We start from the raw sequence: 25,690 nt of genomic DNA on the forward strand, positions 1-25,690 counted from the left end.
GTGTGTGGTAACAACAGTTTACCAGTGGATCTCAGGCTTTTTCATTTACCATCCAAAACTGTGGGACAGCAGTGGCCTTCGGGCTGTTTTTTTGTTTAATATCAAAGTTATTGGGATATTGGTCGATATTATTATCACCACGCTATCGTTGTACGTGAGGTTATCGATTAATTACGTTAGCAAACTAAATTTAGTTGCTCCCGCGGATTTAGGACCATTATGCTGCAATACACTGTCTACGCTGATCTAAATTGCCCCTTCTGCTATGCCCTGCATGAGCAGCTCAATCAGTTTGGTCTATTGCCTCAGGTTGATTGGCGCTTAGTGGAACATGCACCGGATATTGCCATATACAATAAAACCGCCGAGAACCAAGCTGAATTAGCCAGTGATGTCTTTGTCGTTCGCAGCCGTGTACCTAACATCAATGTCGCCCTGCCACAAAAAAGAAGTGATAGTCACTTTGCCAGTCTCTGTGTCATACAAGCGGCCGAACATGATCTAGCGAAGTCCATAAAACTACGCCACTTACTCTATCGTGCCCTCTGGGTTGAAGGCTTAGACATCGCAGATGTACCCGTTATCTATGATTGCCTTATTGCTGCAGGGCTACCCGCCGAAGTGACGATTGAGGAAGCACAAGAGAATACATTATCCCAGTGGCAAAACAGCTGGGAAGCTGGCAACTTTAACCTACGCATGCCGGTCATCTCGAGTTCAGATGGACGCACCTCCATTGGTCTCCCCAGCCCTGATGACTTACAGTCATTCTTTAAAGGTGAAGAGATCAGCATCCAAGAGGTTCGTGGGGAGATTCATCCTAGAGCGCTACAGCAAACTATCGCTATTTACTGTGACCATGATTTAGACAATATTTGGCCCTTAATCGCCTCGTTACGCAACGACTACAACATTCTTCTGCCATCAAACCTTGCTGAGCTCAAGCGGCTACTCCACGAGGATCACCCCGCTTTACTGCTATTAAGCACAGAACAGCAATGGGATAGCATGTTCTCCCTATGCCGTGATATCACAAGCAATCAAGATGAGCTTTCCGTCCCCGTTGCCTTTATTAATCAAGAGATAGATGACCGGCTCGAATTAGATGCATACAAAGCAGGCGCCTCTGATTTTATGGCCCTGTCACGCTCAGAAGCCGTACTTCAGTCACGTATACAGCTTCTAATGCAGATGAAGCAATCACAAGACAAACTAGCGCGCTCAGCCCGTATCGATGGTTTAACCCAAGTGAACAACCGACGTGAGTTTGAACGCAGCCTAGAGACGGAGTGGCGTAGGGCCCAGCGCTCGAAACGAAGCTTAGTTCTACTTATGTTAGATGTAGACCACTTTAAAGCATTTAATGACAAATATGGACATTTAGCCGGAGATGGCTGTCTACGTACCGTTGCACAAACCATCAAAAAAACGGTTCAACGCGCTGAAGATACGGTTTACCGTTATGGTGGTGAAGAGTTCGCCGTCCTTCTACCCGAAAGTAACCTAGAAGGCGCTGACATATTGGCGGAGAAGATTCGCAAAAATATTGAAGCCTTACAGATTGCACACACCGCAGCCTCAACAGCCCCCGTAGTAACCGTCAGTATCGGCATAGCAAGCTACAAACCGTCAGAAGAGCTCTGCCCGAACGAATTAATTGAACGGGCAGACCAAGCACTCTACCAAGCCAAGGCGCGTGGCCGTAACCAAGTAGTGAAAGCAGAAAAAACTACAGCGCTGGCATCGAAATAAAACCAGGTAGGGCTTTAATACGGTCGATCCAAGCACGAATATGCGGATAGCTTTCTAAAGAAACGCCCCCTTCATGGGAGAGGCCTACATAAGGCATCACCGCACAGTCAGCGATGGTCGGGCGATCTAACGCAAGCCATTCATGTGCTGTGAGCTGGGCTTCCAGTATAGGTAAGATTTTAGCACTGACCGCCAAAGCACTCTCTTTATGCAGATCAAACCCAAACTTATCAACAAGTCGTGCCGCACCGGGGCCATTCTGTATCTCATTCGCAGCAGTTGATAACCACTGTACAACCTCGGCCTGTTCTGCCGGCGCTTTTGGGTACCAGCTCTCATCGGCATATTTGCTCGCCAGATAAACCAAAATAGCTTGGGAGTCTCTTATCGTAACCTCACCATCAGATAAGACAGGAAGTTCGCCCAACGGATTTAAGTCGATCACTGGCGCCTGCTTATGTTCTCCCGCCATAAAATCAACGGGCACTAGCTCTAGTTTAATACCCGCTAATGCAGCAAATAAACGGGCTTTGTAACAGTTACCCGATAATTCAAGATCGTAAAGCTTCATAGTAAATCTCCTTGATTTATAACACCCCGTTCGAGCAACTGTGCTTCAGTAAAGCGGGGGGTCAAATGTTGTGGGCAGTTCCAGTCAAAGGCTTCCAGCTCAATCTCGATGATCGATTCGACGCGTTCCGTTTCGCTGCAATGGTCCACCACTGGCATTAATCGATCGGATAGGTCATCGAGAAAATGAATACGCATGCGGCCTAAGATCTTTAACCGGCGCTTATTAGCGTAGTCCACTAAGAACAACGCCACCTTATTGTTATACGTGCTATTTCCAAGCGTTTGATACTGAGAGTTACCGCGATAATTAGCAAAAGCTAAACATCGATCGTTAATCACCTGTAAAAAACCGAGTGGCCCACCACGATGTTGAATATACGGCCAATCATTTTCAGATACCGTTGCCATATAAAAACTATCGCGCTGCTCAATAAACGCACACTCCCGTTCTCTTAAACGATCAAAGTCTGGCATACGCCCACGCATCTGCTGCATTTTTTCAAAACTACCAAAATGCTGCTGCATTGATTCTACGGCGGGGGTGAATGTTAACTCACTAAAACGGTGGGCCATCGATATCTCGTTTACTGTATTAAGTTACCTCCATTATTGATAATTCACTTAAAGCAATAAAGACGAATAGATGACTTTAACTAATGCTTTTTACGCATTAATATAAAGTCATGAATAAACTGAAAGCAATGGCAATCTTTGTCAAAATTGTTGATGTCGGCAGCCTTAATGGCGCAGCAGATAAACTATCGATGTCACAATCATCCGTCGTCCGAGCACTGGCCGCGTTAGAAAATGAACTCGGGGTTCAGCTGCTATATAGAACAACCCGCCGCTTAACCTTAACCGAGGAGGGACGTGATTACTGCCAGCGTTGCCGTCAAATACTGCTTGAAGTGGAAGATGCCGAAAACGCCCTCACCCAACGCCAAATAACCCCAAGCGGAAAAATACGTATCACCGCCCCCATAACATTTGGCCGCTTACATCTAGCCCCCATCGTTAATGAGTTTTTAACCACGTTCCCAGACACAGACGTTGAACTACTGCTACTTGATCGTATTGTCGACCTTATTGAAGAGGGTATGGATATCGCGCTCCGTATAGGCCCCCTGCCCGACTCCACCTTAGTCGCTAAACTGATCGGGAATGTGTACTATAAAGTCTGCGCCAGTCCAGACTACCTCCAAAAAGCAGGTATACCCAACACCCCAACAGCACTGCGTACCCACCAATGTATCAGGCTAACAGCGCTTAAATCCCACGCAGAATGGACATTTAAAGAAACAGGGAAAATACACAAGATCGGTATATCAGGCCGCTTTAAAACGAACCATATTGAAACGGCACTAGATGCCTGCATCCAAGGTTTAGGTTTCTGCCAATTTTTAAGCTATCAAGTGGGTCAGAAAATAGCGGAAGGTAAGTTAGTCCCGGTCCTTGAAGCGTTCCAGCCTAACCCTGTTCCCGTCAACTTAGTCTACTCCCACTCTCGCTTACTCTCTTCACGCAGCCGCCACTTTATTGAGTGGGCCACACCTCGTCTCAAAGCGCGGCTCAGATTATCAGATAGCGAGTTTATTTAAGCCGAGTGGTCCGCGTAGTTAGCAAAAGGGGGAAAACGCGCAATCAAACCATCACGGCCAAGCGTTTTCATCAGCTCGATGTTGCGCTCGGGGATCTCTTCAGGGGTTTTGTAGTGCATCAAAACACGGCTCATCTGCCCTTCACGGATAATATGAATCGTGGGAAACGGCGCACGGTTAGTCCAGTTACTAATATCGTTCGCCTCAACACCAGCAAAGCAGTAGTGAGGGTGGAAGCTCGCCAACTGAAAAACACCATCAAGGCCGGCATCTTCTAACGCATCTTGGCACATATCCAACAGGTCCAGAAAACTATAAAAGTCGACGGCGGTCCCTGTAAAACTGATTAAGCTGGTGGATAGCTCCGCTTCTTTACTGTTTTGAATATGCTGTAATTCGTTTAGAAAATCTTGGATTGCAACGTCCAGCTCGGATGCATGTGAGGCCGTATAACGGATCCCATTATTACGTACTTCGGGCGCGGCAAACGGACATAAGTTAAGACCAACAACCATGGCCTCAACCCACTGCTGGGTCAACTGGGTCGCTTCCGCTGCGGGGAAGGGAAATTTTTGTCTATTCATAAGGCCGCATACTACCTCAGGCGCTCGGCTGGAGATAGATATACATGGTAAGATATGGCCCTCTTTATTTTGAATTAAACGTCAGGACAAGCGTCTGTGCCCATAAATACTGCCCTCACCCGACAACATTTCGATACCCGCTGGAAATCACTACGTAGACCTTATCAACCGGTTGTCTCAAGGCAGTGGCGCAGTTGGTTAATGGACCGAGGGTCCCTAACTCAACGTTTAATAAAACGCAGTAACGGCGACTTCCGTGTTGAGCTTGTTCGACAAGGCTGGGCTCGTCCAACCCGCTCCGAAGCCAAAGCGCTCAACATGAGCACCCGCCAAGTTGCGCTCGTGCGCGAGGTACAATTAATAGGCAAAGGGCAGCCTTGGGTGTTTGCTCGCTCGATTATTCCTGCACCGACCCTAACGGGGCCACAGCGCCAATTAAAAGTATTGGGCACCCAATCATTAGGTTCTTTACTCTTCACCGATCCCACGATGCGTCGCGGACACTTCCAAATCTGCCGTTTATCCCTAGATAACCATAAAAAGGTGTGGGCTAGACGCTCTGTTTTTTTCCTATCAAACAAACCTCTTTTAGTCTCAGAGGTTTTCTTGCCACAACTTCTACAGGTAAACTAAGCCTAATCGATAGCGTAGTAACCCCTGTCTAGTTTACGGATAAAAAGCGCAGACCATGATATGACCTCAGGCACACAACGATCCTCCTTCATCACAGCCAAGAAGCTTCGCGCATATGGACAACTCATGCGTATTGATAAGTTGATCGGCGCCTACCTGCTTCTTTGGCCTGCCTATTGGGCGTTGTGGATCGCGGCGGAAGGCGTGCCCGCCTACAGCACCCTTTTCATCTTCACGTTAGGTGTGTTTCTTACCCGTTCAGCGGGTTGTGTGATTAATGATTATGCCGACCGCAAGATTGATGGCCATGTCAAACGTACCGCATTGCGACCGATCCCTGCCGGTGTAGTAACGGCGAAAGAAGCCTTAATACTCTTTGCGGTCCTTATGCTTTTAGCCTTTTTGTTGGTGCTTTTTACCAACATTGAAACAATCATTTTATCCGTTGGTGGGTTAATACTGGCCGCCTGCTACCCCTTTATGAAACGCTATACCCACCTGCCCCAAGTGGTGCTAGGTGCCGCGTTTGCTTGGTCTATTCCGATGGCCTTTGCCGCGGTGACCGAAACCGTACCCCTTTATGCATGGCTGATCTACATCGCCACGGTGTTATGGACCATCGCTTATGACACTATGTACGCCATGGTTGATAAAGATGATGACCTGCGTATTGGCGTGAAATCCACCGCTATCCTATTTGGAGATGCGGATAAGGTGATCATCGGGGTCTTACAGTGTTCGACGCTTATCACCCTGGCGCTGGTTGGAAAACAGGTCAATTTAGGCTGGCTATACTATCTAGGCCTCATCGCGGCGGCGGCCTTTTTTGTTTATCAGCAATATCTCATTCGTCACCGTGACCGTGACCTGTGCTTTAGCGCCTTTTTAAATAACCATTACGCAGGGTTAATGGTTTTTATCGGCGTGGCCGGCCATTACTTCGTCACACAATCGGATCTTTTTTAAGCAATAACTTGCTAATTAATGCAGGCTGTCATATTTGTGTAACAGTATTGTCTTCTAATAGCCCCGTCGATAAATTGAAATAAAGGGCAATAACACGATGTCTGATTCTAAAAGCGTACTTATTGTTGATGATGAGGCGCCCATTCGCGAAATGATCGCCGTTGCGCTAGAGATGGCTGGATACAACTGCTTAGAAGCGGAAAACGCTAATGAGGCCCATAGCCTGATCGTAGACGATAAACCAGATATGGTCTTATTGGATTGGATGATGCCTGGTACAAGCGGTATTGAATTCGCCCGCCGTTTACGTAAAGACGAAACAACAGCGGATCTACCTATTATTATGCTCACCGCTAAAGGCGATGAGGATTATAAAATCAAAGGACTTGAGGCAGGCGTTGATGATTACATCACTAAGCCTTTTTCTCCCCGCGAATTAGTTGCACGCTTAAAAGCAGTGCTTCGCCGTACAACCCCGAAAGGGATAGAGGAACCTGTCAGTGTAGATGGTTTAACACTGGACCCGATTTCGCACCGCGTCATCTCGGAACAGGACCCAATTGATCTAGGTCCAACAGAGTTCCGTCTGTTACAGTTTTTCATGACCCATCAAGATCGTGCCTACTCCCGCAGCCAACTATTAGATATGGTGTGGGGCGGTAATGTGTATGTTGAAGAGCGTACCGTCGATGTACATATTCGCCGTCTGCGTAAAGCACTCGGTGCACGACATGATTATTTGGTACAAACCGTTCGTGGAACAGGCTACCGATTCTCTGCTAATGTTGCCTAACCTCATCGTGTAGATACTTATTAGGATTTAGTAATGCAAAAAAACCGCCACTCAATGTTAACCAATCTAATGGTAGTGGGTGGTGTCTCTTTTACAGTTGGGCTCATGCTAGGTTATCCGGGCTGGACCATGTGCTTGGGGCTTATTGCTTGGTCGCTGGTACAGATTCGCCAATTTAATAAGTTAAGAGACTGGTTCCACGAAGATACAGCTCACGCTGAACTCCCAGAGACCACCGGCCATTGGGGTGAAATTTTTGACGAACTGTCTCGCCTGCAACGAAGCCAAAACGCCCGAGAGACGCTGTTACGCAATGTGATTGCGCGTTTTCAAGATTCAACCTCTGCGCTGCAAGACGCTATTATTATTATCGATCAAAACCACAACCTCGAATGGTGGAATAAGTCCGCCAATCGCTTGCTCGGCTTAGATAATCAAGCCGACCAAGGGAAGCCCGTGATGAACCTACTCCGCGACCCGCGTTTTGTTCGCTATTACACACGAGGGCAATATCACGACCCGATCACCCTGCCATCGCCGGCACATAATGATCTTAAAATTCAATATCAGATTACGCGCTTTGGGGCGGCCGATCGATTATTAGTCGCCCGTGATGTATCACGCATTATGCGTTTAGAACAAACCCGTCAGGACTTTGTCGCGAATGCGTCCCATGAGCTACGCACCCCGCTAACCGTAATCCGTGGCTATTTAGAAACCTTTCTTGATCAAGACCTGCCTCGCCCTCTCATTCGCGGGTTAGGCTCCATGCAGCAACAAGCCCGTAGAATGGAAAATTTAGTATCGGACCTGCTTTTACTCTCTAGGCTCGAAGCCAGCCATCAAATCTCTGATGAGCAACCCATTCAGATTCACACGGTGATTCAACATATTATGGAGGGGGCTGAACAACTGGCGCAGGAAAAAGGTCACACCTTTACGGTCGATATTGACCCACTTCACGACCTCTCGGGCCAAGAGATAGAACTCCACAGCGCCTTCTCTAACTTAGTTTACAACGCCGTGCGTTACACCCCGGCAGAAGGCCATATTAAGATAAGCTGGTGGGTCGATGAACAAGGGGGACATTTCTCAGTAAAAGATAATGGACCGGGCATCGAATCCATCCATTTACCTCGCCTAACCGAACGATTCTATCGCGTCGATGAAAGCCGTTCTTCAGCAAGCGGGGGAACAGGTTTAGGCCTTGCCATTGTTAAACATGTTCTCGCACGCCACCACGGGCAGTTAACGATTAAGAGTAAAGTAGGAAAAGGCAGTACATTCGCGTGCCATTTCCCACCAGAAATTATCACGACACGCCAAGAGCCTGACGATAATAGCTACGAGGAACAAAAACAGCTGGGGTTTGAACAAGCCCCCAGAGAAGATCAGTAGACTACACCACCTTAGGCGGGTGTAGTCTCAACCGATTTAAGGCGTTAACTTTTTCTGACCTAGATCGATTTCAGTCGATGCATGTGCTTCGACCCAGTAAATGGTTGCGCCAACAACCGCCGCAGGCATCAAAACAAGATTCAGTATCGGAATCATCATCCCCACCTGCGTTAAACCGCCAAAACCGATCGCAGTAAAGCGGTCTGATTTCAGCATCAACTTCATGTTTTTGAAACTCACCTTATTATTATCCATAGGATAATCACAATATTGAATCGCCATCATCCAAGCGCCAAATAATAACCAGAGAAAAGGCGCCACAATATTCACCACGGGAATCACTGACAACAGCAGCAAAAACAACACGCGCGGTAGGTAGTACGCTAATTTAGATAGCTCACGACCAATTGAGCGGGGAATAAGGGCAATAACCGCTTGCCACCCTTCATCGGTAATCACATCACCTCTTAAACGCTTCTCAACCTTCTCAGACAGAAAACCGTTAAAAGGGGCCGCAATGATATTCGCGACTATAGAAAAGCTGTAGTAGACCATCACAAAGACCAGCACAGCCATCACTGGCCAGAGTATATAGTGCAGAAATGATAGCCACTCCCAATCGGGTAGAAACGCAGAGATCAAAGCATCAACCCAACCGCCAAACTGACTAAACAGCAGCCAAATCGCACCCACAAACAAAATAATGTTGGTTAAAAGCGGCACCAGCACAAAGGGCCGAATTTGTGGATCAGGTAACATCTGCAATCCGCGCAGTAAATACCCTGCTCCTCGAATAGGATTTCCTTTCATAATCGCCTTTACTATATCAAGAAGTTAATTATACGAATGGCTACCGCCACAATCATCATCGTTAAGCCCGCACGATTAACGTCAAACTCACGTTTAGTCATATTAATCGTTGGCTTCCAAAACTCCACCAATGACTTGTAATCTTTAGTTCTTCCAGCATACATTGCTAAAGAGACAAGAAAGACCAACAACCCACCCCAAAATAAAAACTGTTCTATTATTGCCAGATACATCACTCTCGCCTTTACTTGTTGCTATCAAAACGGAACCCTTTATCCTTTCAGAGGTCCCTAAAGATAGCTAGCCTACCAAAAAACAGTGTTGTCGGCTGCCCTGCATAGGTTATATAACTTAGTTTTTAGTAAGGGTTACTTATTCATCCGTTGGAGTTGTAAATGAAAGCAATACAGATCAGTGAGTTTGGATCTAACGAAGTCTTATCTTATACCGAATTAGCAGAACCCGAGCTTAACCCTGGACAGGTTTTAATCAAAAACCAAGCAGCGGGCGTCAACCCAATTGATTGGAAAACGTGTAGCGGCGGTGGTGCAGCGCCTTTTATTGGCGACCTACCTTTTATTCCAGGCTGGGAGTTTGCCGGTACTGTGGCTAAAATCGCGGATGATGTAACCACCTTTTCGGTAGGCGACCCTGTTTTTGGCTTTATCCGCTTTCCTGAGCGTGCCGGTTGTTTCGCTGAGTATGTTGCCGCACCTGTTGACCAGATCAGTTTACGGCCCGCCGAACTGCCAGTAGAAGCGGCCGCTGGCTTAGGTTTAGCCGGCTTGACCGCATGGCAAGCGCTGTTTGATAAAGGCAATTTAAAAGCCTCGCAACGGGTCGTGATCCTAGCCGGTGCAGGCGGTGTTGGCCATTTGGCAATACAGTTGGCGAAATGGGCGGGCGCGCAGGTCATCACAACCGCATCAGCCGCTAACCATGATTTCTTAACCGCCCTCGGCGCGGATGTAGTCATCGACTATCACACCCAAAAGATTACCGACCACGCTAAAGATGTCGACCTTGTCATCGATGGCATCGGCGGTCAGGTCGGTATTGAGGCACTGGCCTGTGTAAAACCGGGCGGCACTTTAGTTACCTTACCTTCGGCCACTAAAGACGAGGTTATTGCTGCGGGAGACGCGATCAAGGTAAACGTCGAACCGATTCGTGTTGAGCCCAACAGTGACCAGTTAGGTCAGCTTGCAGGCTTATACGCCGAGAAAAAACTATGCTTAAATCTGGCAAATACCTACCCTCTAGCACAGGTGGGTAACGCATTTGATGAGAGTAAAACAGGTAAAGTGAAAGGTAAGCTAGTCCTAACGATCTAATCTAATCGCACACCGTAGCACGACAAGTTCAGGGGCTAAAACTGTAGCCCCTGATACATATACAACGCTGTCACTTTATCCATACTGTCTGTAATTTTGCCCGCTGAACGCGTAATCAAAGGTAATAACGCTTTATTCACATGCGTGTCGGATAGATCTTTAAAACGCTTAAAGTCTTTCTGTATTTTGCTCAGCTCATTTTTTATTTTTTCGTTGTTCAACGGGCTACTTTCAAGGGTGTTCCGGTTTTCTTCAAACAGCGTTAACGACATCATAAATGGCTCAGAATAACGGTCATCAAAGCCCCACGCCCGCAGTGCGTAGTAGCTGTTTACCCGCTGAGAGAGCATGCGTACAAATCCTGCTGTACTGATGAGAGATCCATACTTACTCTCAGTATTTGCAACAATCTCTTGTGTTACTGTACGCCACTCCGATAAAAGCAGCTCGGTTTGTGCGCGAACCTCTTCAACATTTTCTGGGGCCGGCGTTTGTTCATATAAAGGTTTTACCTGTACCCAGTGCGCCGCCGCCTTTTTGAAGGTCTCTCGAACGGTATCCGTTTTAGCGTAGGATAGCGTCTGCACCTGTGAATGCGCATTAGCGAAGTTAAGAATCTCTTTTTCAGCCGCTTCATACTCAGCAATAGCCGCCTTTAAGTCTTGCTCCGCTTTTCGTCCCCGCACGGACATACCGATTAATATATAGTTTTTCAGCATCTCCTGAGTGAGCCGCGTCTGATTTGAGGATGCATTTATAAAGGCTTCTATCGACGTTATTTCAGCACGAGGTGCGCTGCTTATAAAGAGAAAACAGAGGAGCAGATATTTAAACGCCTTCATAAAAACCATCCTTTTATCAGATACATACTTCAGCCAATAGGTCATCAATTTGATCTAATAACTGATTTTCAGACCAAGGTTTTGTTAAATATGCAGAGACACCCGCGTCTACAGCCTCTGTGCGATGTTTTTCCGTTGAACGGGAGGTGATCATAATCACAGGTAGGTGAGCCGTTTCATTGCGGTTACGGATCACCGTTGATAGCTCAATTCCACCCATTCTTGGCATCTCCATATCGGTAATGACAAGATCCGGCGGGCGTTTACGCATCTGATTTAAGGCATCCAGACCATCAATGGCCGTCATCACCTCGTAACCCGTATCTTTCAATAGGGTTTCCAGCGTTTTACGTGCACTTAATGAGTCATCCACCACGAGAATACGCGGCAGTTCTAGCTCCGTCTCAAGGTCAGCCAGTAACGGCTGCTCATTGAAAATCGAGCGTTTATAACGAATACGTCCCGGTAGATCGACAATCGGTGCCGCTTGACCATTGGCCAAGATCGTTAACCCAGGTAAGCCCGGCAAATCCGGCAGATAGTCCCCCATCTGCTTGAAGGCTAACTCGCGATGGGCTATAACCTCTTTAACCAAAACAGCCACTCGTTCACCTTGTGCCATATTGATAATCAACACCGGATGAATGGCTTCAGCTTCCATATAATTATAACTGCGCTCATCGAGAAGATGCTCAAGCATATACACGGGGTAATCCTCCCCTTCATGCTGGAATAGCAACGCCTCACCCTCATGGTTAAAGGTTCCATCTAGCGATATCAAACTCTGTTCAATACCATGACCCGCTAAGGCAAAAACCTGTTTCCCACAACGAACCAACAGTGTGCGTACCATAAGCGAACTGGCGGGCATCGCTAAATGAAGCTCCGTGCCTTCGCGGCTGCGCGAGGTGATATCTAGCGTACCTTGTAAGCGTAAAATCTGCTGATACACCACATCCATGCCGATACCACGTCCCGACAACTGGCTAATTTCACCTCGTGTGGAAAACCCTGGGATCAAAATTAATCGATTAATCTCGTCATCCGAGAGCGTTAAACCCGGCTCAATCAGCTCCCGCTCCTCGGCGACAGCACGTACTCGCTGCGTGTTAATACCATCGCCATCATCTCGACATTTCACATCAATCATGGCGTTTTGCAGGGAGAATGTCAGCGTGATCGTGCCCTCTTCAGGCTTACTGCGTTGTAAACGTAAACGAGGCGTTTCTATCCCATGATCCACCGCATTACGGATGATGTGCAGTAAAGGATCGGCCAGCTGATTCAGGATATAGCTATCAACCAGTGTGTCTTCACCCTCGATGATAAGGTTGGCTTTCTTCTCCGTGGCTCGACAGGCTTGACGCAATATACGCTGCAAACGGGAGGTGATGGTTTTTACCGGCACTAATCGAGTGCTGAGCACGTTATCGAGGGTTTCTTTCTGTAACCCCGACTGCGCAATGTGCAAAGAGCTTAAGCTCTGAATATGCCCCTCCATCTCCTGTTGGATCTCACGTACATCGGCAACCGCCTCATGTACACGGGAGAGGGTCGTGTGAATCTCGTTATATCGATCCATCTCGAGTGGATCAAAATCTTCTGAGTTTTCATCAAGCTCAGACTGGGTATTCATCTGCTCGTCGAACTGCTGCTCCAACTCAAAAAGTACGCGCTGTAAAATACGGTGACGCTCACGATTGGTACGTGTAAACCCACGCAGCTGTGTCACCTCCTCATCCAGCTGGGTATTCAATGTGCTTGATTCGCCGGCCAAACGGAAAAGGTTATCCAAAATAGAGCGAGGCACACGGAAAACAGGTGACTCCTCGGGCGTGTTTTCCTGTCCCGTTTTATCCTCTGACGCTTTCTCTTGCTCAGGCGGAGTAGGATCAGAGGCTAACGGCTCAAGCGCGGCAGGGCTACTCACAACAGATGAGGTCACCGCCTGTTCTAGCGCTGACACCCCCTCGGTTTTGAGTCGATAATCCCAGTCCATAATCAACTGCAGTATTTGCAACCCATTATCGGGTGCAGGCGTGCCCTCAATCACACTTTCTGACATCGCCGCTAAACAGTCCGCCGCTTCAAAAAGGTCATCTTTTAGGGGACCGGTGGGCAACTGATCCGCATCGGTCAGATACTCCATCACATCTTCAAGCCGATGGGCTAAGTTCGCCACACCTTTAATACCGGCCATATTCGCCAGCCCTTTTAAGGTGTGCACGGCCCGTTGCGCACTGCGTAACGCCTCTTTATCCGACGCGGCAAAGGTTTTCTGTATGTTATCGAGAAAGGCTTCAGACAAGGTCGGTAGTTCATGGTGCAGCATATCGAGCAATTGGGGATCAACCTCTCCCGTCTCTTGCAACGCGATATCCGCAGCACTTGCTTGCTCTTGCTCTATATCTCCGCTGCGTTGCAAAGACGCCAGCGCCAGTAGCCCCATGATAAACGAGGCTTGCTCTACGCTCGGACGGCAAGGGAGTTGTGTATCGACATACTGATCAAGCAGTGTTTGTTGACGCTCGTAGATACTGATATCAACAAAATAATCCTGTAGCCCCGTTAAACACGCATGAATAGATTCAACAGAATCAACCGACAGCGGAAGGTCATGTTCAAGAAAGTAGTTAAGGTTAAGTATCAACCCTTCCACCAGCACTTTGGCACCAATAAGATTGATGGTGTCCAATGCCCGAATAACCGTACCTAGTAAATCAGCAGACTCTTCCAGTAAGGTGCGTTCGGGCGCGCTAGCTTGCCATTTTTGCGCCAGTCCCGTTACCGACTGGGATAGCATATCGACCACAGCTGGATCGATTTTTGGCCCCTCTTGCTGCAAAAGCGTAAAGTCGATAGCGCAAAAGCTAGGAGGTTCAGGTAAAGATAGGGGCGGTTCTATCGTCGGTTCTATCGTCGGTTCTATGGCCGCTTCGGATGGGGTAACAGGCGCTGGCGCCTCATCCGTAGCAGGCAATTCTAGAGGTTCTATAACCTCTTTAATTAACGCTAACGGCTCAATCTCTTCAGCATCATCGTGGCTATCTAAAATCGTTAAATCACTATTCAGCCGCTCTATATCATGTTGTAAAAGGTCACTTAAAAATGCGGTGTCTTCAGCCGCAACCGGTTCAGGCCAACGCTCATCGGTCATTAAAGAGAGAATCGGTGAAACCTTGTCGGCAACGGGATCGGATAGTAGCTCAAGAATCGCGTGATTAAGTTCAGTCGCACAAGGGGCGGAATCACCCCCTTCTAGCTGGGCCAGTAGCTCCCCATAGAGGGCAAGCAAGTCAGAAAACCCAGACCAATCATGTTCAGAGTGGGTATCGATCTGCTCATAGAACTGTTCGGTATGGGCCTCACTAAACTCAGGTAATGCAGTACCCATCTCCATAAGCAAAGCAAACAGATCAGGAAAAGCCTCTTCGACCTTTATGGAGGCTGCCAGTAAGGGGGCAGGCGCTACGACATCATTGGCTAATTCACTGGATGAACCCGCGCGGTCCGCGTCGACATCACCGGCAGCCGATAGTGATTCTACCGCCAGCACGTCCTCATCAGCAGGCACAACAGCGGCAACCGAATCGATACCGCTTAACTGCTGACAATCCAGTTCAAGCAGTTCCAGTAAAAAACCACTATCCTCTTCAGGCAGGGGTTCTGACCAAGCCACATCTTGTAAACAGGCCACTAAGCCTTTAGCCACCCCTGAAGGGTCGCGACCAAACACCCCATCTAAGTGCTCAGATAAGCGGTGAATAACAGGTTCTACCTGCTTAAAATGCACCTCAGGTAAAGATTCTAATAACTCAGCATAAAGCGCTAGAAAATCCGCTAAGCCGGGCAGGTCATGCTCACTGAACTGGTCGACATATTCATACAGCTCGACGATCAGTTCAGTCAGCGGCAACTCCATCTTAAGACAGAGTTTTTGTTTTGCATTCAGCCACTCGATGGCTAGTTTAGGATCAAACATTGATCTCTACCCTATTAGTGTTCAGTCGTGGCCAATTTAAATACACTGATTGATTTCTGAAGCTCTTGAGCCGCATCTACCAATTCATCAGACAGTTCAGCCTGCTGGCGCATCTCAGCATTTGTCGCTTGAGTCGTTTCATTAATGCTTGTTGCACGTTCACGAAGCTCCTCTGCCACTTTCGCCTGTTTAACCGAGCTGTGCGCGATACGCACAACGGAGTCAACCAAGGTTTGGGTAGTGGTTCGTGTTTCGCCCATACGCTCACCCGCTTCCTCTGCAAGGCGTGTCCCTTCAACAACGTCACTGATTACATTGTTAATTACGTTGATGGTATCAGCGGTTTCGAGCTGAATATTGTTTACAAGGGATTCAATTTCAGAGGTTGCTTCACGGGAGTTTTCTGAGAGGCGCTGTACCTCATCTACCACCACCATCAAGCCTCGTCCGGCTTCACCTGCAGAGGCCGCATGCATGCTCGCATTAAGCGACAGTACGTGGGTACGTTCTGAGATGTTATTGATCAAGTTCACGATACCGCCAATCTCTTGCGAACGTTCACCCAAGCGTTTGATACGTTTTTCCGCCTCATGGATGGTTTGACGTATTTTATTGATACTCTCAATTGTCTGCGATACGGAATCCATCGCAGTTTCCGATGTTTTGATCGCTTTTTGGGAGGCATTGTTTGAGATCACCGCCAGCTTAGAGATTAACTCCATCGCTTTAATCGCGGAATCAAGACCATCGAGTGTTTCACTGATCTCCTCTTTCTCACGCTCGGCATAACTAAGTACCGTTTCTGACTGCGATTTCACCTGTGCGGATGCGGTGTTTACACGACCCGAAACCACATTAACTTCAAGCAGTACCGATTCAATCGATTCAACCAGCTGGTTAACGGAGTCCGATATTGCCCCGGTTACGTCTTCAGCTACAGGTACACGCACGGTCAGGTCCCGTTGCGATATCTGGAAAACGTTTTGAATTAACGAAATAATGGAGCTGTTAAGGCGTTTGTTTTCAGCTTCTTTAAGCTGCAAGGCATTCTCTTTCTCTTCCAGCATGCTATCCAATACGTTGGATAACTGACCTAGCTCATCCTTACTGTCCAGCTCACTACGCGCATCAACCTCACCGTTACGTACCCGGTCAATTGCGTTTTGTATATTTCTCAGTGGATCGATTACGCCATATTTTACAATCGACATGGAGACCGCTAAGGCGGTAATCATTAACCCCATTGAGATGAAGAAGTAGGTTGCCATCTCTTTCATGTCATCAAGCTGCAAGTTGTCATTCTGCACTTTATAAGCAGCGGCAAGCTCGGTCACTTCGTCGATTTTAGGTGCTAGTTGGGCGATGATCGTTTGTAATTGAGTATATTGTGTATATTTCCGTTCAACAGAATCTGCTAGTTGAACAAAGAGTTCGTCAACGCGGTTCATGTTGCTCACCGCGGTTTCACGGTTGCTTGACGTGGAGCGCTGAGTTGCCGAACGCAGGTTAGTTGCTTCAATTTGGTTCTTTAAGCGAACGATATTTGCTTGTACTTGCTCGGCGGTGACCGTTTGTCCATCACCGGCGACAAATTCATCAATGTTGGTGCTTAGGGTATTCAGTTCTTCCCGTATCCAGCTACGCTCAAGCCATACCACCAGTGGCTCGGTCTGCCAGATCAACGTACGAATCTCTTGGGACAACCCCGCCTCTTTGCTTAAACCAATCTCCATACTCGCTTCAGATGCGTCATAAAACGTATCTTGATATTGGTCAATGATGGCCTGAAACTGTTCAACCAACGCTTTATCTTCGTCGGTACGCAGGTACGCTTTTAAACTAAGTATATCGGTATCAACCGTTTCCATGATGTCGTTATACATCGTGAGCTGATCCATCTCTTTCTCAGCTTGGAAGCTCTTCTCTTGATAACGTGCTTCGGATACGTTTGCCTGTATGCGACTGACCAAAAGTAGAAAGTCGTTCAAGTCCTGCGAACGCGCTTGTGCTTTTTCTTGCAGAACGATTGTCTGATAGTAAGAAGCACTCATAAAGATCAAGCCAGCACACAGCAGTGCCAACGCGATGGCAAACTTAATCGGTATCCGTACGTTCTTAAACTCCCAAAACGATTGCATAGATCTAACTCTCCGTACTTTTTAGAACTGTTTCTTTAAGGCTAGAAATAGAAGCCGATGATCGACCTCAAACCATTTATTTTTTTTATCGCTGTAAACATGACGTACAGTGCTTTCTATAATTTCAGGCAGCCCTATGGCCACCTCATCTAGCCGTTCAGGGTCCACAACACTTTGCGGCGGAGACTTTAAAAGGATCCCTACCGTGTTGGGGTGATCATCAATCAACAAAACCCAGTCTTGTGCATCATCGGTCTCATCAAGTATCTGTAAATACTTATTCAAGTTATAAACAGGTACTGTCTCTCCGCGATGATTGATAAAGCCTGAAAACCAATCAGGCGTTGACGGAATAGCACAAATAGCCGGCGCTTTAACCACCTCTGCTCGTGTATTTTCCGAGATAAGAAGTGGGCAGCTGCCCACTTCAAATCCATGCCTAATTTGATGAAATTCAGATGAACTTCCTTGATCAGTACTGGCTTGCTGAGTATCCATCATCCCACTCTGTTACGTCAGTGCGTTAATCTGCGCAAGGAGGTCTTCATCTGTAAATGGTTTTGACACCATCGCTGAAGCGCCTTGAAGCTGAGCCCAAACCTTATCCGCTTCTTCCTTTTTACTTGAAACAAGTACAACAGGAATATGCTTCGTCAGCTCATCTGTAGTGATTTGTCGGCATGCAGAAAAACCATCCATCTCAGGCATCACAATATCCATAAAGATTAAATCCGGTTTCTCGTTTTTTGCCTTCTCCAATCCTTGCTTCCCATCACTGGCAGCAATGACCTCGACACCACATCCCACCAACACTGTGCATATATGCTTCTGTTGAACCGGATCATCTTCCACTACAAGAACTTTTTTCACCAACCGCCTCCAATATCATTAAGCTTTTTGAAACTCGTCAACCCAATTAGACACTCTACTGATCACCTTTTGAAACTCTTCATGCTCTATCGGCTTGGTCAAATAAGTGGAACAGCCTGACATAATGCCTTTAACTTCATCCATAGGAGAAGTTTTAGACGTCAGCATAATAATTGGGGTTTTCTTTAAGTCTGGATGTTTTCGCATTTCTGCACAGGTTTCGAAGCCATCGATACCCGGCATAACAACATCAAGAAAGATAAAATCGTAACTATGGGCAGCAACCTTCTCTAACGCCTCCTCTCCTGTCGCTGCAAAATGCACACTCACAGGTAAAGGCAGCAACTGAAGCTCAGCATCTAAGGCTTGCTGCATAATTTCATTGTCATCAACAACAAGGACGTTGAAACCACTGCGACTAGAGGGCAGTGTCTCCGCCTCTGGAGAGATATCATCATATTTACTAAACCGATTCTCTTCATCCGTTTGAGGCGTCGCACACTCCATCTCTTCATTTTCACGCGTAACACTATCTAACGTCCGTAAAACACGTGAGGAAACGAGCGGATAACCAAGGCAGGTATAACTTTTATCATGGGGTCTACCGCGGCCGACTAAGATCAAACGTGAGTGGTAACCAGAGGGAAGGTTTGCAAGTTCAGGATGTTCATCTAGATCAAAACCAAAGACCAACATTAGGTCAGGCAGGTTATCAAAATCAGGATCAACTAAGGTGTAACGTGTTTGCTTTGACAGCTTAAATATTTTTTCCAGCTTTACTCGCTGGTCTTCAGGAAAACCAATGGAACCAATCTGCATTCTAGCCCCCTATCCCAGTAATAAAAGAGGGTACACCCACATCACGGCGAACAGTTCGACAGACTGAAGTAGCATATGTGAAACTGCACGCACAATAATCCAATATACCAGTACTTAATTGGTACTGATAATCCTCAACTAATGCTGCAGAATTATGACTTGATGCATCCGATGCACAAATACTGATTTTTTCAACTACCATAAGTACGCAATACCATATAGTACAACGTTGCTTCGCCCCGAGCTGCTAGGCTTCTTCTACCAGCCCCATCCATTACTTTCTTGTTATTTTTATGTGACGTCTTTATGCGTCGTTCATACACTGTACAGCTTTTATACAAACAAGCAAAGCTACCCGTTTTAAAACATACGTTTAACTTAAGCTAGCCGTATAAAATTGTAAATTGATAGGCAAAAAAAAAGCGAACAACCTGTCCGCTTTTTTATAATTAATCTGTTTGTTTAGAACAAAACAACTGCTGTTGCCGCATCAACAATCGGCAACCTTCCCCTCGAATATCTCGCCCCCAACAACTCTCCCTTGCCCAGGTTTTATCATCGTCGGAACGTTCTTCGTTATAGGCGGGTACATCTTTACAAAATTCAGGGCTGTTGGCCGCATGTTTCAGACAGGCATTTAAAAACTTACCGTGTTTAACGGTGCATGCAAAACCGGAACAACGATCAAAACTGCTGAGGGTCTTTTCTAAACAGGCCTGCTGATCTGCTTGCTGACCAAAAGCGAGCCCCTCCTGCTGATAACGCTCAGTCTCTTCGGCTAGCGTTTGGTTCCACTCCGGCAACCAATAATCTTGAGTTAACCAAGCACCAAAAAGGCCAACAACAATAAGTAATACAATGGCCCAAACGAGCTTCTTAATCATTTTTAAATCCTTTTTGAGGGCGCCATAGCAGGCCTTTCATACAGAGCAGTAGCCCAATCACAGAGAGCAACATCATGCCATTTACCAACAGCGGGTGGCGAACCATGAGCGGGGTAAAGGGATGTTTTGCTTGCAGATCACATTCGTTTAATTGGTAGTTATATGATCCACCCTGCTCCGCACACGCGGCGACAGTCGATTGGTCTATAAAAAAAACCGTCATCAATATCAATGCCGGTATAACAAGCAGCACTAAACCAATTTTTAACATGGATTATTCGCCGTCGCAGATACCTAAATTACTATAACCGCCATTATGAGCGAGCTCTCTAAGTTCCGAAAGCGCCTCTCTACGCGGCAGGTCGTCCTGCAAGATATCAATGATATCCGCATGGAAGTCATCTTCCTGCAGCATTAGGTCATGGGTATTGATATAACGTACAAGCTCTTCGTCAGAGATCTGATCATCCGCATTCATTTCGATAAACGTTGCAACAGACTCACGTGACATATTAGACACATTAAGCACTTCGCCCGCATCAGCAGACAATATAGTGTTCAACGTCGAAAATAACGCAACAATCGCATCAAGTGCAGGGGAGGCCCCATACATGTCAAACTTATCCAGATCTGGCATATTAGCTTCGACATTATCCAGCTGAACCTCAAAGTTCATTTTGGCGCCGCTATTATTAAGGTGATCCCAAACACCATCCAAAACCTGTCGCATTTTCGCCAGCTCGCCAAACTCCATCAACCGCGCAAACAATGCAAAGTTAGGAAACATTCGTTCAGACATCGCGGCACAATAAGCAGCTAATTGCCAATCTTTAAGATCGTAAAACTCTTTATCAACGCGCGGTTCAGACATGTAAATCACCAGATCTATGGGAAAGTGTGTATTGTACCGAATTTATGATTATTTGCAGCGTAATATAACGCACTGAACAATTCTATTATAGGCCTCGGCACGTTTAACAAAATACGGCATAAACCGATCTAAAACAGATCCGCCAACCTAACCTTATAAACCCCGAATTATCACCCTTGATAACACAAGCCCACATGATAAACGTGACAAATATCACTAAAAGGTGATCTGTCATGTATAAGCTTGTTATACTTTAGATAGGGGTTTTATCTTGATGGTAGTGAGGTGGTTAGTTGAATTCGTTTAATCTGCTTAAATCGATAGCGGAAGCGCACGGAAATTTAAGGAAGTCAGAGCAGAAGGTCGCAGACTTTGTACTGGGGAACCCGAATGAGGTTATCCATATGCGTATCGTTGATTTAGCATCTGAAGCGAATGTCAGTGAACCGACTGTTGTGCGTTTTTGCCGTGCCTTAAATTACGATGGCTTTCAGGATTTTAAACTCACCCTAGCCCAAGGCTTGGCGAGTAATACAAATTATGAACAGTTCTCACTCAACACCAAAGACACCGTCATGGAGTTTAAAGAGAAAATCTTTGATTCCATGATCGGTAACCTTCTCAATATTAAAGAGCAGCTCGACACCGAAACGGTAGAAGCGGCGATCAATAGCCTAACGAAAGCGCGTAGGGTTGAGTTTTACGGGTTTGGCGCATCGGCACCCGTTTGTACCGATGCGGCACATAAGTTCCACCGCTTAAAAGTGTCTACGACCTCCTACTCTGACCCACATATGCAGGCGATCTCTGCGGTTTCTCTCGATGAGCGAGATGTTGTCGTCGCTATATCACAAACGGGCCGCACAAAAGATTTGCTGCATACCGTCAACTTAGTCAAAGACACAGGCACCACGGTCATCTCGCTTTGCCCAAGCAACACACCCCTTGCTGAAGCATCAACCATTTCGATTCATATTGATCTGGAAGAAGATAAAGACCTCAGTACTTTAATGTCATCACGGGTACTACATCTGGTTGTCATCGACGTACTCGCCGTTGGCGTTGCCATGAAACTAGGCCCCGGACTAGTCGATCACCTTAAAACCATTAAACGTAGCCTGCGCTCATTACGCCAAAACGATAAACGTCCTCCGCTACGTAAGCTGTCCAACCTATCGGAAAGCGAAAGATAGTTTAAAAACCATCATAGTGGGTAATAACGCCAGTTTATTGCCCATTATTTCACCATTCTTACATCTTCCGTTCATCTCCCTGCAACAACCTGTTTTTATGATGGGCCTCGCTTTAAACGTACAATTCAACCGAAAACTGTTTGAAATTTAGCCGCGGCTATAATAAAACTAGGGTTAGGTTGTTTTTAAACAGAGCATAAGATGCTTTTGTTTCTCATGCTCACTCGCCAGTGCCCTTCGTCATGGTACTTACTCAATGTACTGAAATTCGATGGGCCTTCTGACCGTTAGGATAAGATCAGGAGTTTATGATGTTGAGAAATACCGAAAACCTAAATGAAGTACAAACGGAAGTCTTCGATCTGCTCGTAGGGTTTGAAGAGGAAGAGAAACTATCGCGCAAAAAACTTGCCTCTCGGCGAGCGTTAAAAGCACGCCGTGCTATTGAGCAGCGCTTTGAAGAGAAAGAGCTTGCGGCACATATTGAAGAGTGCTGGCTTGAAAGCTAACCGAATCTAAAACGCCAGCCTTTAAGGCTGGCGTGTTTCGTTAGTCGATAAGCGTTTTAGCCCTAATACTCTGGATACAATATATTCAGGGGTATAGATCGGCTGCCCTCAACAACAATCGCACAGTGCTTACGTTTAAGCTTGCGCGGTTCTGTTACGCCACACGAATGGGCAATCATCTCAACTTCATGCACAAGATGATCATGATAGTTGGCCACCCTATCCGCCTTCACTTTAGGTACTAAGCCCCGTTGCAGATCGGGGTTATGCGTCGTAATTCCGGTTGGGCAGGTGTTTTTATTACACTGCAAGGCTTGTATACAACCAAGCGCAAACATAAAGCCACGCCCCGTCACGACAAAGTCAGCCCCCATACACAAGGCAGCCGCCACATCGGTTGGATTAATCAATTTTCCTGAAGCAATCACACGGACACGATCCCGTAGGTCATGCGCCATCAATTTATTCACCAATATAGGCAAGCTTTCGCGTAACGGTAGGCCAACACTATCCATCAATGGCATAGGTGCAGCCCCAGTACCGCCATCAGCACTATCCAAGGTAATAAAATCAGGTGCACACTCGACGCCTCTTTCTACGATACTTTCACAGAACTCATCCAGCCATTCCGTATCGCCGAGTACCATCTTAAAGCCACAAGGCTTACCCGTTACCGCACGAATATGTTCGATCATATCTAAAAGATCAGATATAGACGCAACATCAGGGTGACGATTAGGACTTAACGAATCCTCTCCAATAGGGATACCACGAACCGCAGCGATCTCCGCGGTTACTTTCTCCCCAGGTAAAATACCGCCTTTACCTGGCTTAGCGCCTTGGCTGAGCTTGATCTCAAACATCTTAACTTGCTCAATGCTCGCTTTTTCCCTCAGCTTCTCATCGGACAGTTTGCCATTGCTATCACGTAACCCATACTTAGCGGTACCGATCTGATAAACAATGTCACAGCCTGAATCAAGATGGAAAGAGGATAGCCCCCCTTCACCTGTATTCATCCAACAACCGGCTTTTTTCGCCCCTTGCGCTAATGCCTGCACCGCAGGTTTAGACATAGCACCATAGCTCATACCCGAAATATTAAAGAACGACGGCGCATCATAAGGCTTTGTACAATAGGGTCCTATGCGCAAACTTTCGGTCTGAACCGCATCTTCCTTAAGCATAGGAAAGGGACAGTTAAGAAAGTAATACGTACCCGGTATCCTTAAATCACGGGTTGAGCCAAATGCGATAGTGCTATCGACATTTTTTGCTGCGCGATAGACCCACGATCGTTGCGCCCGGTTAAATGGCATCTCCTCACGATCCATCGCAAAAAAGTATTGGCGAAAGAACTCACCAATATGCTCAAAAATATACCGGAAGCGGCCTATCAACGGATAATTTCTACGTATGGTTTGTGTCGTCTGGTGCTTATCAATCTGATAAAGCACTAAAGCTACAACCGCAAGAATTGCAAAGATAGCTAAAAAGACAATACCAACAAATGCAATGAAGTTGATTGCAAAGTTAGTAATAGGATCGTTCATGCTATAGGCCTCCTATAGACATAGCAGCAGCCCTCAAGGACTTTGTATTTATGTATGTGACGTTATGACTGAATAAATAGTTCAGTTAATAATTTTCTCTATACAATGTAGAAGTCGGCTTTCTGAATCAAGTAATACCCCTTCAAAATGTAATTATTTATTATCAAAAAGCGTCAACTTCTGTCTTTTTCAGCGAAAAAACACTTAATTTGTTAATTTTTTCTTGAGAGATTTGCCAAACCCCTTGGGCTAGGGGTATGGTACGTCGCACCTCGTATATATTGATACTTTAAGACTAGAGTTGTACGAAAATATTTAATTCAACACCCTGAATAAATGAAGTTCTGCTTACTGCGTTGCCCTAGAAAGACTTGTTTTTCAGGAAGACGCCCTCATGTAACTATTTATATAGATAAGATGCAGAACAAACCACTTAGATCCAACTAATTGGTATTATTCAGCTGAATAAATAGATTCAATATATAAGCTCTGATTGTTGCAACCAAACAGTGGAAGATCCGATTCATGACCAATTTGCCTGATGTAACCAGTAACCAAAACCCAGAGATCCACGGCTCTCTGGACTGGGTGGGCATGAATGGGATTACCGTCCCATTGCAGTTCGAAGACAGTAAACTTGGCATCAATAACATTGAAGCGCGTGTAAATACTTACGTTAATTTGGTTAATCCCAAAGTTAAAGGTATTCACATGTCTCGCCTTTATTTAGCCTTAAGCAACTTCTTTGAAAACCAAACGCTTAATGTACCAGCGTTGACTGAGTTTTTATCCCACCTGCTCGATAGCCATCACGATATCAGTACTCAGGTTTTTCTAAACTTTGAGTTCGATTTCCTGATTAAACGCGACGCGTTAAAAAGCGATAACAGCGGCTGGAAAAACTACTCAACAACATTAAGAGCAACACTGAAAGATAATGAAGTTGTGTTAGAGCTGGCAACACGTGTGCCTTACTCTTCAACCTGCCCCTGCTCAGCAGCACTTTCTCGCCAGCTTTTACAGCAAGCGTTTAGCACTGACTTTGCCGATAAGGGCTCATTAAATATTGAAGATGTAGAAAAATGGCTACTCTCTGAAAAAGGCTCATTTGCTACACCTCATAGTCAGCGCAGTCAGGCCACCGCGTGGATTAAATTAAATAAAGAGATGGGTGCATTCCCATTAACAGATCTGATTGATCTGATTGAAAATGCGCTGAAAACACCCGTGCAAACAGCGGTTAAACGCGCAGATGAACAGGAGTTTGCCCGTTTAAATGGACATAACTTGATGTTCTGTGAAGATGCCGCTCGCCGCCTTAAACAAGCGTTAAACGCACAAACTCAATACGCAGATTTCTGGTTAAAAGTTGAACACTATGAAAGTCTTCATGCCCATGATGCTGTAGCACTCGCATCTAAAGGTGTTGAAGGTGGTTATAGTCCTGCCAATTACACCTAAGCTCTTATAAAACAAAAAAGGGCTGCTCATGCAGCCCTTTTTTTATCCGTTGACCCGTCCTGAAATAAGTTGACACCTAGGAGACTTATTTTATGAAAACCCTGACAGCCCCTTCTCGAAAGCGTAC

The 25,690-nt window shown here is 46.3% G+C and carries 25 protein-coding genes; 10 read left to right on the top strand and 15 right to left on the bottom strand.

The genetic code is table 11. The features are described from left to right. The first annotated feature begins 219 nt into the window (after positions 1-219). The gene (locus tag A3773_RS16100; RefSeq protein WP_067988305.1) at positions 220-1,752 is read left to right on the top strand and encodes a diguanylate cyclase domain-containing protein; all 1,533 of its coding nucleotides are present in this window, start codon (positions 220-222) and stop codon (positions 1,750-1,752) included. Here the strand turns inward: A3773_RS16100 and A3773_RS16105 are convergent. Beyond that, a complete protein-coding gene (locus A3773_RS16105) occupies positions 1,730-2,323 on the bottom strand; it encodes a glutathione S-transferase family protein (protein ID WP_067988307.1) in 594 nt (197 codons plus the stop codon). The genes A3773_RS16100 and A3773_RS16105 overlap by 23 nt on opposite strands. Further along, positions 2,320-2,898, bottom strand: a complete 579-nt coding sequence (locus A3773_RS16110) for a pyridoxamine 5'-phosphate oxidase family protein (RefSeq protein WP_067988310.1) — start codon at positions 2,896-2,898, stop codon at positions 2,320-2,322. Before A3773_RS16110 ends, A3773_RS16105 begins: the two co-directional genes overlap by 4 nt. Before the next feature lie 110 nt (positions 2,899-3,008). Between A3773_RS16110 and A3773_RS16115 the strand changes: the two genes are divergently transcribed. Further along, entirely contained in the window at positions 3,009-3,923 is a 915-nt protein-coding gene (locus tag A3773_RS16115; protein ID WP_067988312.1) for a LysR family transcriptional regulator, read from the top strand. On the opposite strand, the gene A3773_RS16120 is transcribed toward A3773_RS16115, so the two are convergent. Beyond that, positions 3,920-4,507 carry a DUF1415 domain-containing protein gene (locus tag A3773_RS16120; RefSeq protein ID WP_067988315.1) on the bottom strand — a complete coding sequence of 196 codons (588 nt, stop codon included), beginning with the start codon at positions 4,505-4,507 and terminating at the stop codon, positions 3,920-3,922. The genes A3773_RS16115 and A3773_RS16120 overlap by 4 nt on opposite strands. A gap of 96 nt (positions 4,508-4,603) precedes the next feature. On the opposite strand from A3773_RS16120, the gene A3773_RS16125 reads away from it, so the two are divergent. The 4 genes from A3773_RS16125 to phoR all read left to right on the top strand — a co-directional run bounded on the left by A3773_RS16125 (position 4,604) and on the right by phoR (position 8,297). Further along, positions 4,604-5,140, top strand: a complete 537-nt coding sequence (locus tag A3773_RS16125; RefSeq protein WP_067988318.1) for a chorismate--pyruvate lyase family protein — start codon at positions 4,604-4,606, stop codon at positions 5,138-5,140. 60 nt (positions 5,141-5,200) lie between these two features. Then, positions 5,201-6,106, top strand: a complete 906-nt coding sequence (gene ubiA, locus A3773_RS16130) for a 4-hydroxybenzoate octaprenyltransferase (RefSeq protein WP_067988323.1) — start codon at positions 5,201-5,203, stop codon at positions 6,104-6,106. A 97-nt stretch (positions 6,107-6,203) separates the two neighbouring features. Continuing rightward, a complete protein-coding gene (phoB, locus tag A3773_RS16135) occupies positions 6,204-6,899 on the top strand; it encodes a phosphate regulon transcriptional regulator PhoB (protein ID WP_067988328.1) in 696 nt (231 codons plus the stop codon). Positions 6,900-6,932: 33 nt separating this feature from the next. Next, positions 6,933-8,297, top strand: coding sequence for a phosphate regulon sensor histidine kinase PhoR (gene phoR / locus A3773_RS16140; protein WP_067988331.1), 1,365 nt, complete (start codon positions 6,933-6,935; stop codon positions 8,295-8,297). Positions 8,298-8,333: 36 nt separating this feature from the next. Here the strand turns inward: phoR and cysZ are convergent, their stop codons facing one another. After that, positions 8,334-9,107: a sulfate transporter CysZ gene (gene cysZ / locus A3773_RS16145; protein ID WP_067988335.1), complete on the bottom strand. Its 774-nt coding sequence runs from the start codon at positions 9,105-9,107 to the stop codon at positions 8,334-8,336. Positions 9,108-9,118: 11 nt separating this feature from the next. Next, positions 9,119-9,340, bottom strand: coding sequence for a hypothetical protein (locus A3773_RS16150; RefSeq protein ID WP_067988337.1), 222 nt, complete (start codon positions 9,338-9,340; stop codon positions 9,119-9,121). 162 nt (positions 9,341-9,502) lie between these two features. Here A3773_RS16150 and A3773_RS16155 point away from each other — a divergent pair, with 162 nt between their 5' ends. Continuing rightward, positions 9,503-10,441 carry an NADP-dependent oxidoreductase gene (locus A3773_RS16155; protein WP_067988342.1) on the top strand — a complete coding sequence of 313 codons (939 nt, stop codon included), beginning with the start codon at positions 9,503-9,505 and terminating at the stop codon, positions 10,439-10,441. 35 nt (positions 10,442-10,476) lie between these two features. Here A3773_RS16155 and A3773_RS16160 read toward each other — a convergent pair whose 3' ends face one another. The 9 genes from A3773_RS16160 to A3773_RS16200 all read right to left on the bottom strand — a co-directional run bounded on the left by A3773_RS16160 (position 10,477) and on the right by A3773_RS16200 (position 20,847). Next, entirely contained in the window at positions 10,477-11,283 is an 807-nt protein-coding gene (locus A3773_RS16160; RefSeq protein WP_067988343.1) for a hypothetical protein, read from the bottom strand. A 16-nt stretch (positions 11,284-11,299) separates the two neighbouring features. Then, on the bottom strand, positions 11,300-15,265 hold the full coding sequence (locus A3773_RS16165; RefSeq protein ID WP_067988344.1) for a hybrid sensor histidine kinase/response regulator: 3,966 nt from the start codon (positions 15,263-15,265) through the stop codon (positions 11,300-11,302). A 14-nt stretch (positions 15,266-15,279) separates the two neighbouring features. Next, positions 15,280-17,403, bottom strand: a complete 2,124-nt coding sequence (locus A3773_RS16170) for a methyl-accepting chemotaxis protein (protein ID WP_067988345.1) — start codon at positions 17,401-17,403, stop codon at positions 15,280-15,282. A gap of 21 nt (positions 17,404-17,424) precedes the next feature. Beyond that, positions 17,425-17,904 (bottom strand): chemotaxis protein CheW, encoded by a 480-nt coding sequence (locus A3773_RS16175; protein ID WP_082800665.1) that lies wholly within the window; start codon positions 17,902-17,904, stop codon positions 17,425-17,427. Positions 17,905-17,913: 9 nt separating this feature from the next. Next, complete coding sequence (locus A3773_RS16180; protein ID WP_067988373.1) at positions 17,914-18,273, bottom strand: response regulator; 360 nt, start codon at positions 18,271-18,273, stop codon at positions 17,914-17,916. Positions 18,274-18,291: 18 nt separating this feature from the next. Beyond that, positions 18,292-19,092, bottom strand: a complete 801-nt coding sequence (locus tag A3773_RS16185; protein ID WP_067988376.1) for a response regulator — start codon at positions 19,090-19,092, stop codon at positions 18,292-18,294. A 449-nt stretch (positions 19,093-19,541) separates the two neighbouring features. Continuing rightward, entirely contained in the window at positions 19,542-19,976 is a 435-nt protein-coding gene (locus A3773_RS16190) for a hypothetical protein (RefSeq protein WP_067988379.1), read from the bottom strand. Next, positions 19,969-20,247 (bottom strand): hypothetical protein, encoded by a 279-nt coding sequence (locus A3773_RS16195; RefSeq protein WP_067988382.1) that lies wholly within the window; start codon positions 20,245-20,247, stop codon positions 19,969-19,971. Before A3773_RS16195 ends, A3773_RS16190 begins: the two co-directional genes overlap by 8 nt. A gap of 3 nt (positions 20,248-20,250) precedes the next feature. Next, positions 20,251-20,847, bottom strand: coding sequence for a YjaG family protein (locus A3773_RS16200; RefSeq protein WP_067988384.1), 597 nt, complete (start codon positions 20,845-20,847; stop codon positions 20,251-20,253). A gap of 293 nt (positions 20,848-21,140) precedes the next feature. Between A3773_RS16200 and hexR the strand changes: the two genes are divergently transcribed. Both hexR and A3773_RS16210 read left to right on the top strand, forming a co-directional pair. After that, on the top strand, positions 21,141-22,040 hold the full coding sequence (gene hexR / locus A3773_RS16205; protein ID WP_067988388.1) for a transcriptional regulator HexR: 900 nt from the start codon (positions 21,141-21,143) through the stop codon (positions 22,038-22,040). A 308-nt stretch (positions 22,041-22,348) separates the two neighbouring features. After that, a complete protein-coding gene (locus tag A3773_RS16210) occupies positions 22,349-22,549 on the top strand; it encodes a PA3496 family putative envelope integrity protein (protein ID WP_067988391.1) in 201 nt (66 codons plus the stop codon). Between the two features lie 62 nt (positions 22,550-22,611). Here the strand turns inward: A3773_RS16210 and A3773_RS16215 are convergent, their stop codons facing one another. Further along, the gene (locus tag A3773_RS16215) at positions 22,612-24,102 is read right to left on the bottom strand and encodes an FMN-binding glutamate synthase family protein (protein WP_067988394.1); all 1,491 of its coding nucleotides are present in this window, start codon (positions 24,100-24,102) and stop codon (positions 22,612-22,614) included. 525 nt (positions 24,103-24,627) lie between these two features. On the opposite strand from A3773_RS16215, the gene folE2 reads away from it, so the two are divergent. Beyond that, positions 24,628-25,563: a GTP cyclohydrolase FolE2 gene (gene folE2 / locus A3773_RS16220; protein ID WP_067988397.1), complete on the top strand. Its 936-nt coding sequence runs from the start codon at positions 24,628-24,630 to the stop codon at positions 25,561-25,563. The last annotated feature ends 127 nt before the right edge of the window (positions 25,564-25,690 follow it).

Origin of the sequence: Neptuniibacter pectenicola (assembly GCF_001597735.1) — a bacterium.
Taxonomy (GTDB): Bacteria; Pseudomonadota; Gammaproteobacteria; order Pseudomonadales; family Balneatricaceae; genus Neptuniibacter; species Neptuniibacter pectenicola.

Excerpts from the sequence above, each read along its gene's own strand:
- A3773_RS16100 (WP_067988305.1), top strand. The coding sequence starts at position 220 with ATGCTGCAATACACTGTCTACGCTGATCTAAATTGCCCCTTCTGCTAT.
- A3773_RS16105 (WP_067988307.1), bottom strand. The coding sequence starts at position 2,323 with ATGAAGCTTTACGATCTTGAATTATCGGGTAACTGTTACAAAGCCCGT.
- A3773_RS16110 (WP_067988310.1), bottom strand. The coding sequence starts at position 2,898 with ATGGCCCACCGTTTTAGTGAGTTAACATTCACCCCCGCCGTAGAATCA.
- A3773_RS16115 (WP_067988312.1), top strand. The coding sequence starts at position 3,009 with ATGAATAAACTGAAAGCAATGGCAATCTTTGTCAAAATTGTTGATGTC.
- A3773_RS16120 (WP_067988315.1), bottom strand. The coding sequence starts at position 4,507 with ATGAATAGACAAAAATTTCCCTTCCCCGCAGCGGAAGCGACCCAGTTG.
- ubiA (WP_067988323.1), top strand. The coding sequence starts at position 5,201 with ATGACCTCAGGCACACAACGATCCTCCTTCATCACAGCCAAGAAGCTT.
- phoB (WP_067988328.1), top strand. The coding sequence starts at position 6,204 with ATGTCTGATTCTAAAAGCGTACTTATTGTTGATGATGAGGCGCCCATT.
- phoR (WP_067988331.1), top strand. The coding sequence starts at position 6,933 with ATGCAAAAAAACCGCCACTCAATGTTAACCAATCTAATGGTAGTGGGT.
- cysZ (WP_067988335.1), bottom strand. The coding sequence starts at position 9,107 with ATGAAAGGAAATCCTATTCGAGGAGCAGGGTATTTACTGCGCGGATTG.
- A3773_RS16150 (WP_067988337.1), bottom strand. The coding sequence starts at position 9,340 with ATGTATCTGGCAATAATAGAACAGTTTTTATTTTGGGGTGGGTTGTTG.
- A3773_RS16155 (WP_067988342.1), top strand. The coding sequence starts at position 9,503 with ATGAAAGCAATACAGATCAGTGAGTTTGGATCTAACGAAGTCTTATCT.
- A3773_RS16160 (WP_067988343.1), bottom strand. The coding sequence starts at position 11,283 with ATGAAGGCGTTTAAATATCTGCTCCTCTGTTTTCTCTTTATAAGCAGC.
- A3773_RS16165 (WP_067988344.1), bottom strand. The coding sequence starts at position 15,265 with ATGTTTGATCCTAAACTAGCCATCGAGTGGCTGAATGCAAAACAAAAA.
- A3773_RS16170 (WP_067988345.1), bottom strand. The coding sequence starts at position 17,403 with ATGCAATCGTTTTGGGAGTTTAAGAACGTACGGATACCGATTAAGTTT.
- A3773_RS16175 (WP_082800665.1), bottom strand. The coding sequence starts at position 17,904 with ATGATGGATACTCAGCAAGCCAGTACTGATCAAGGAAGTTCATCTGAA.
- A3773_RS16185 (WP_067988376.1), bottom strand. The coding sequence starts at position 19,092 with ATGCAGATTGGTTCCATTGGTTTTCCTGAAGACCAGCGAGTAAAGCTG.
- A3773_RS16190 (WP_067988379.1), bottom strand. The coding sequence starts at position 19,976 with ATGATTAAGAAGCTCGTTTGGGCCATTGTATTACTTATTGTTGTTGGC.
- A3773_RS16195 (WP_067988382.1), bottom strand. The coding sequence starts at position 20,247 with ATGTTAAAAATTGGTTTAGTGCTGCTTGTTATACCGGCATTGATATTG.
- A3773_RS16200 (WP_067988384.1), bottom strand. The coding sequence starts at position 20,847 with ATGTCTGAACCGCGCGTTGATAAAGAGTTTTACGATCTTAAAGATTGG.
- A3773_RS16210 (WP_067988391.1), top strand. The coding sequence starts at position 22,349 with ATGATGTTGAGAAATACCGAAAACCTAAATGAAGTACAAACGGAAGTC.
- A3773_RS16215 (WP_067988394.1), bottom strand. The coding sequence starts at position 24,102 with ATGAACGATCCTATTACTAACTTTGCAATCAACTTCATTGCATTTGTT.
- folE2 (WP_067988397.1), top strand. The coding sequence starts at position 24,628 with ATGACCAATTTGCCTGATGTAACCAGTAACCAAAACCCAGAGATCCAC.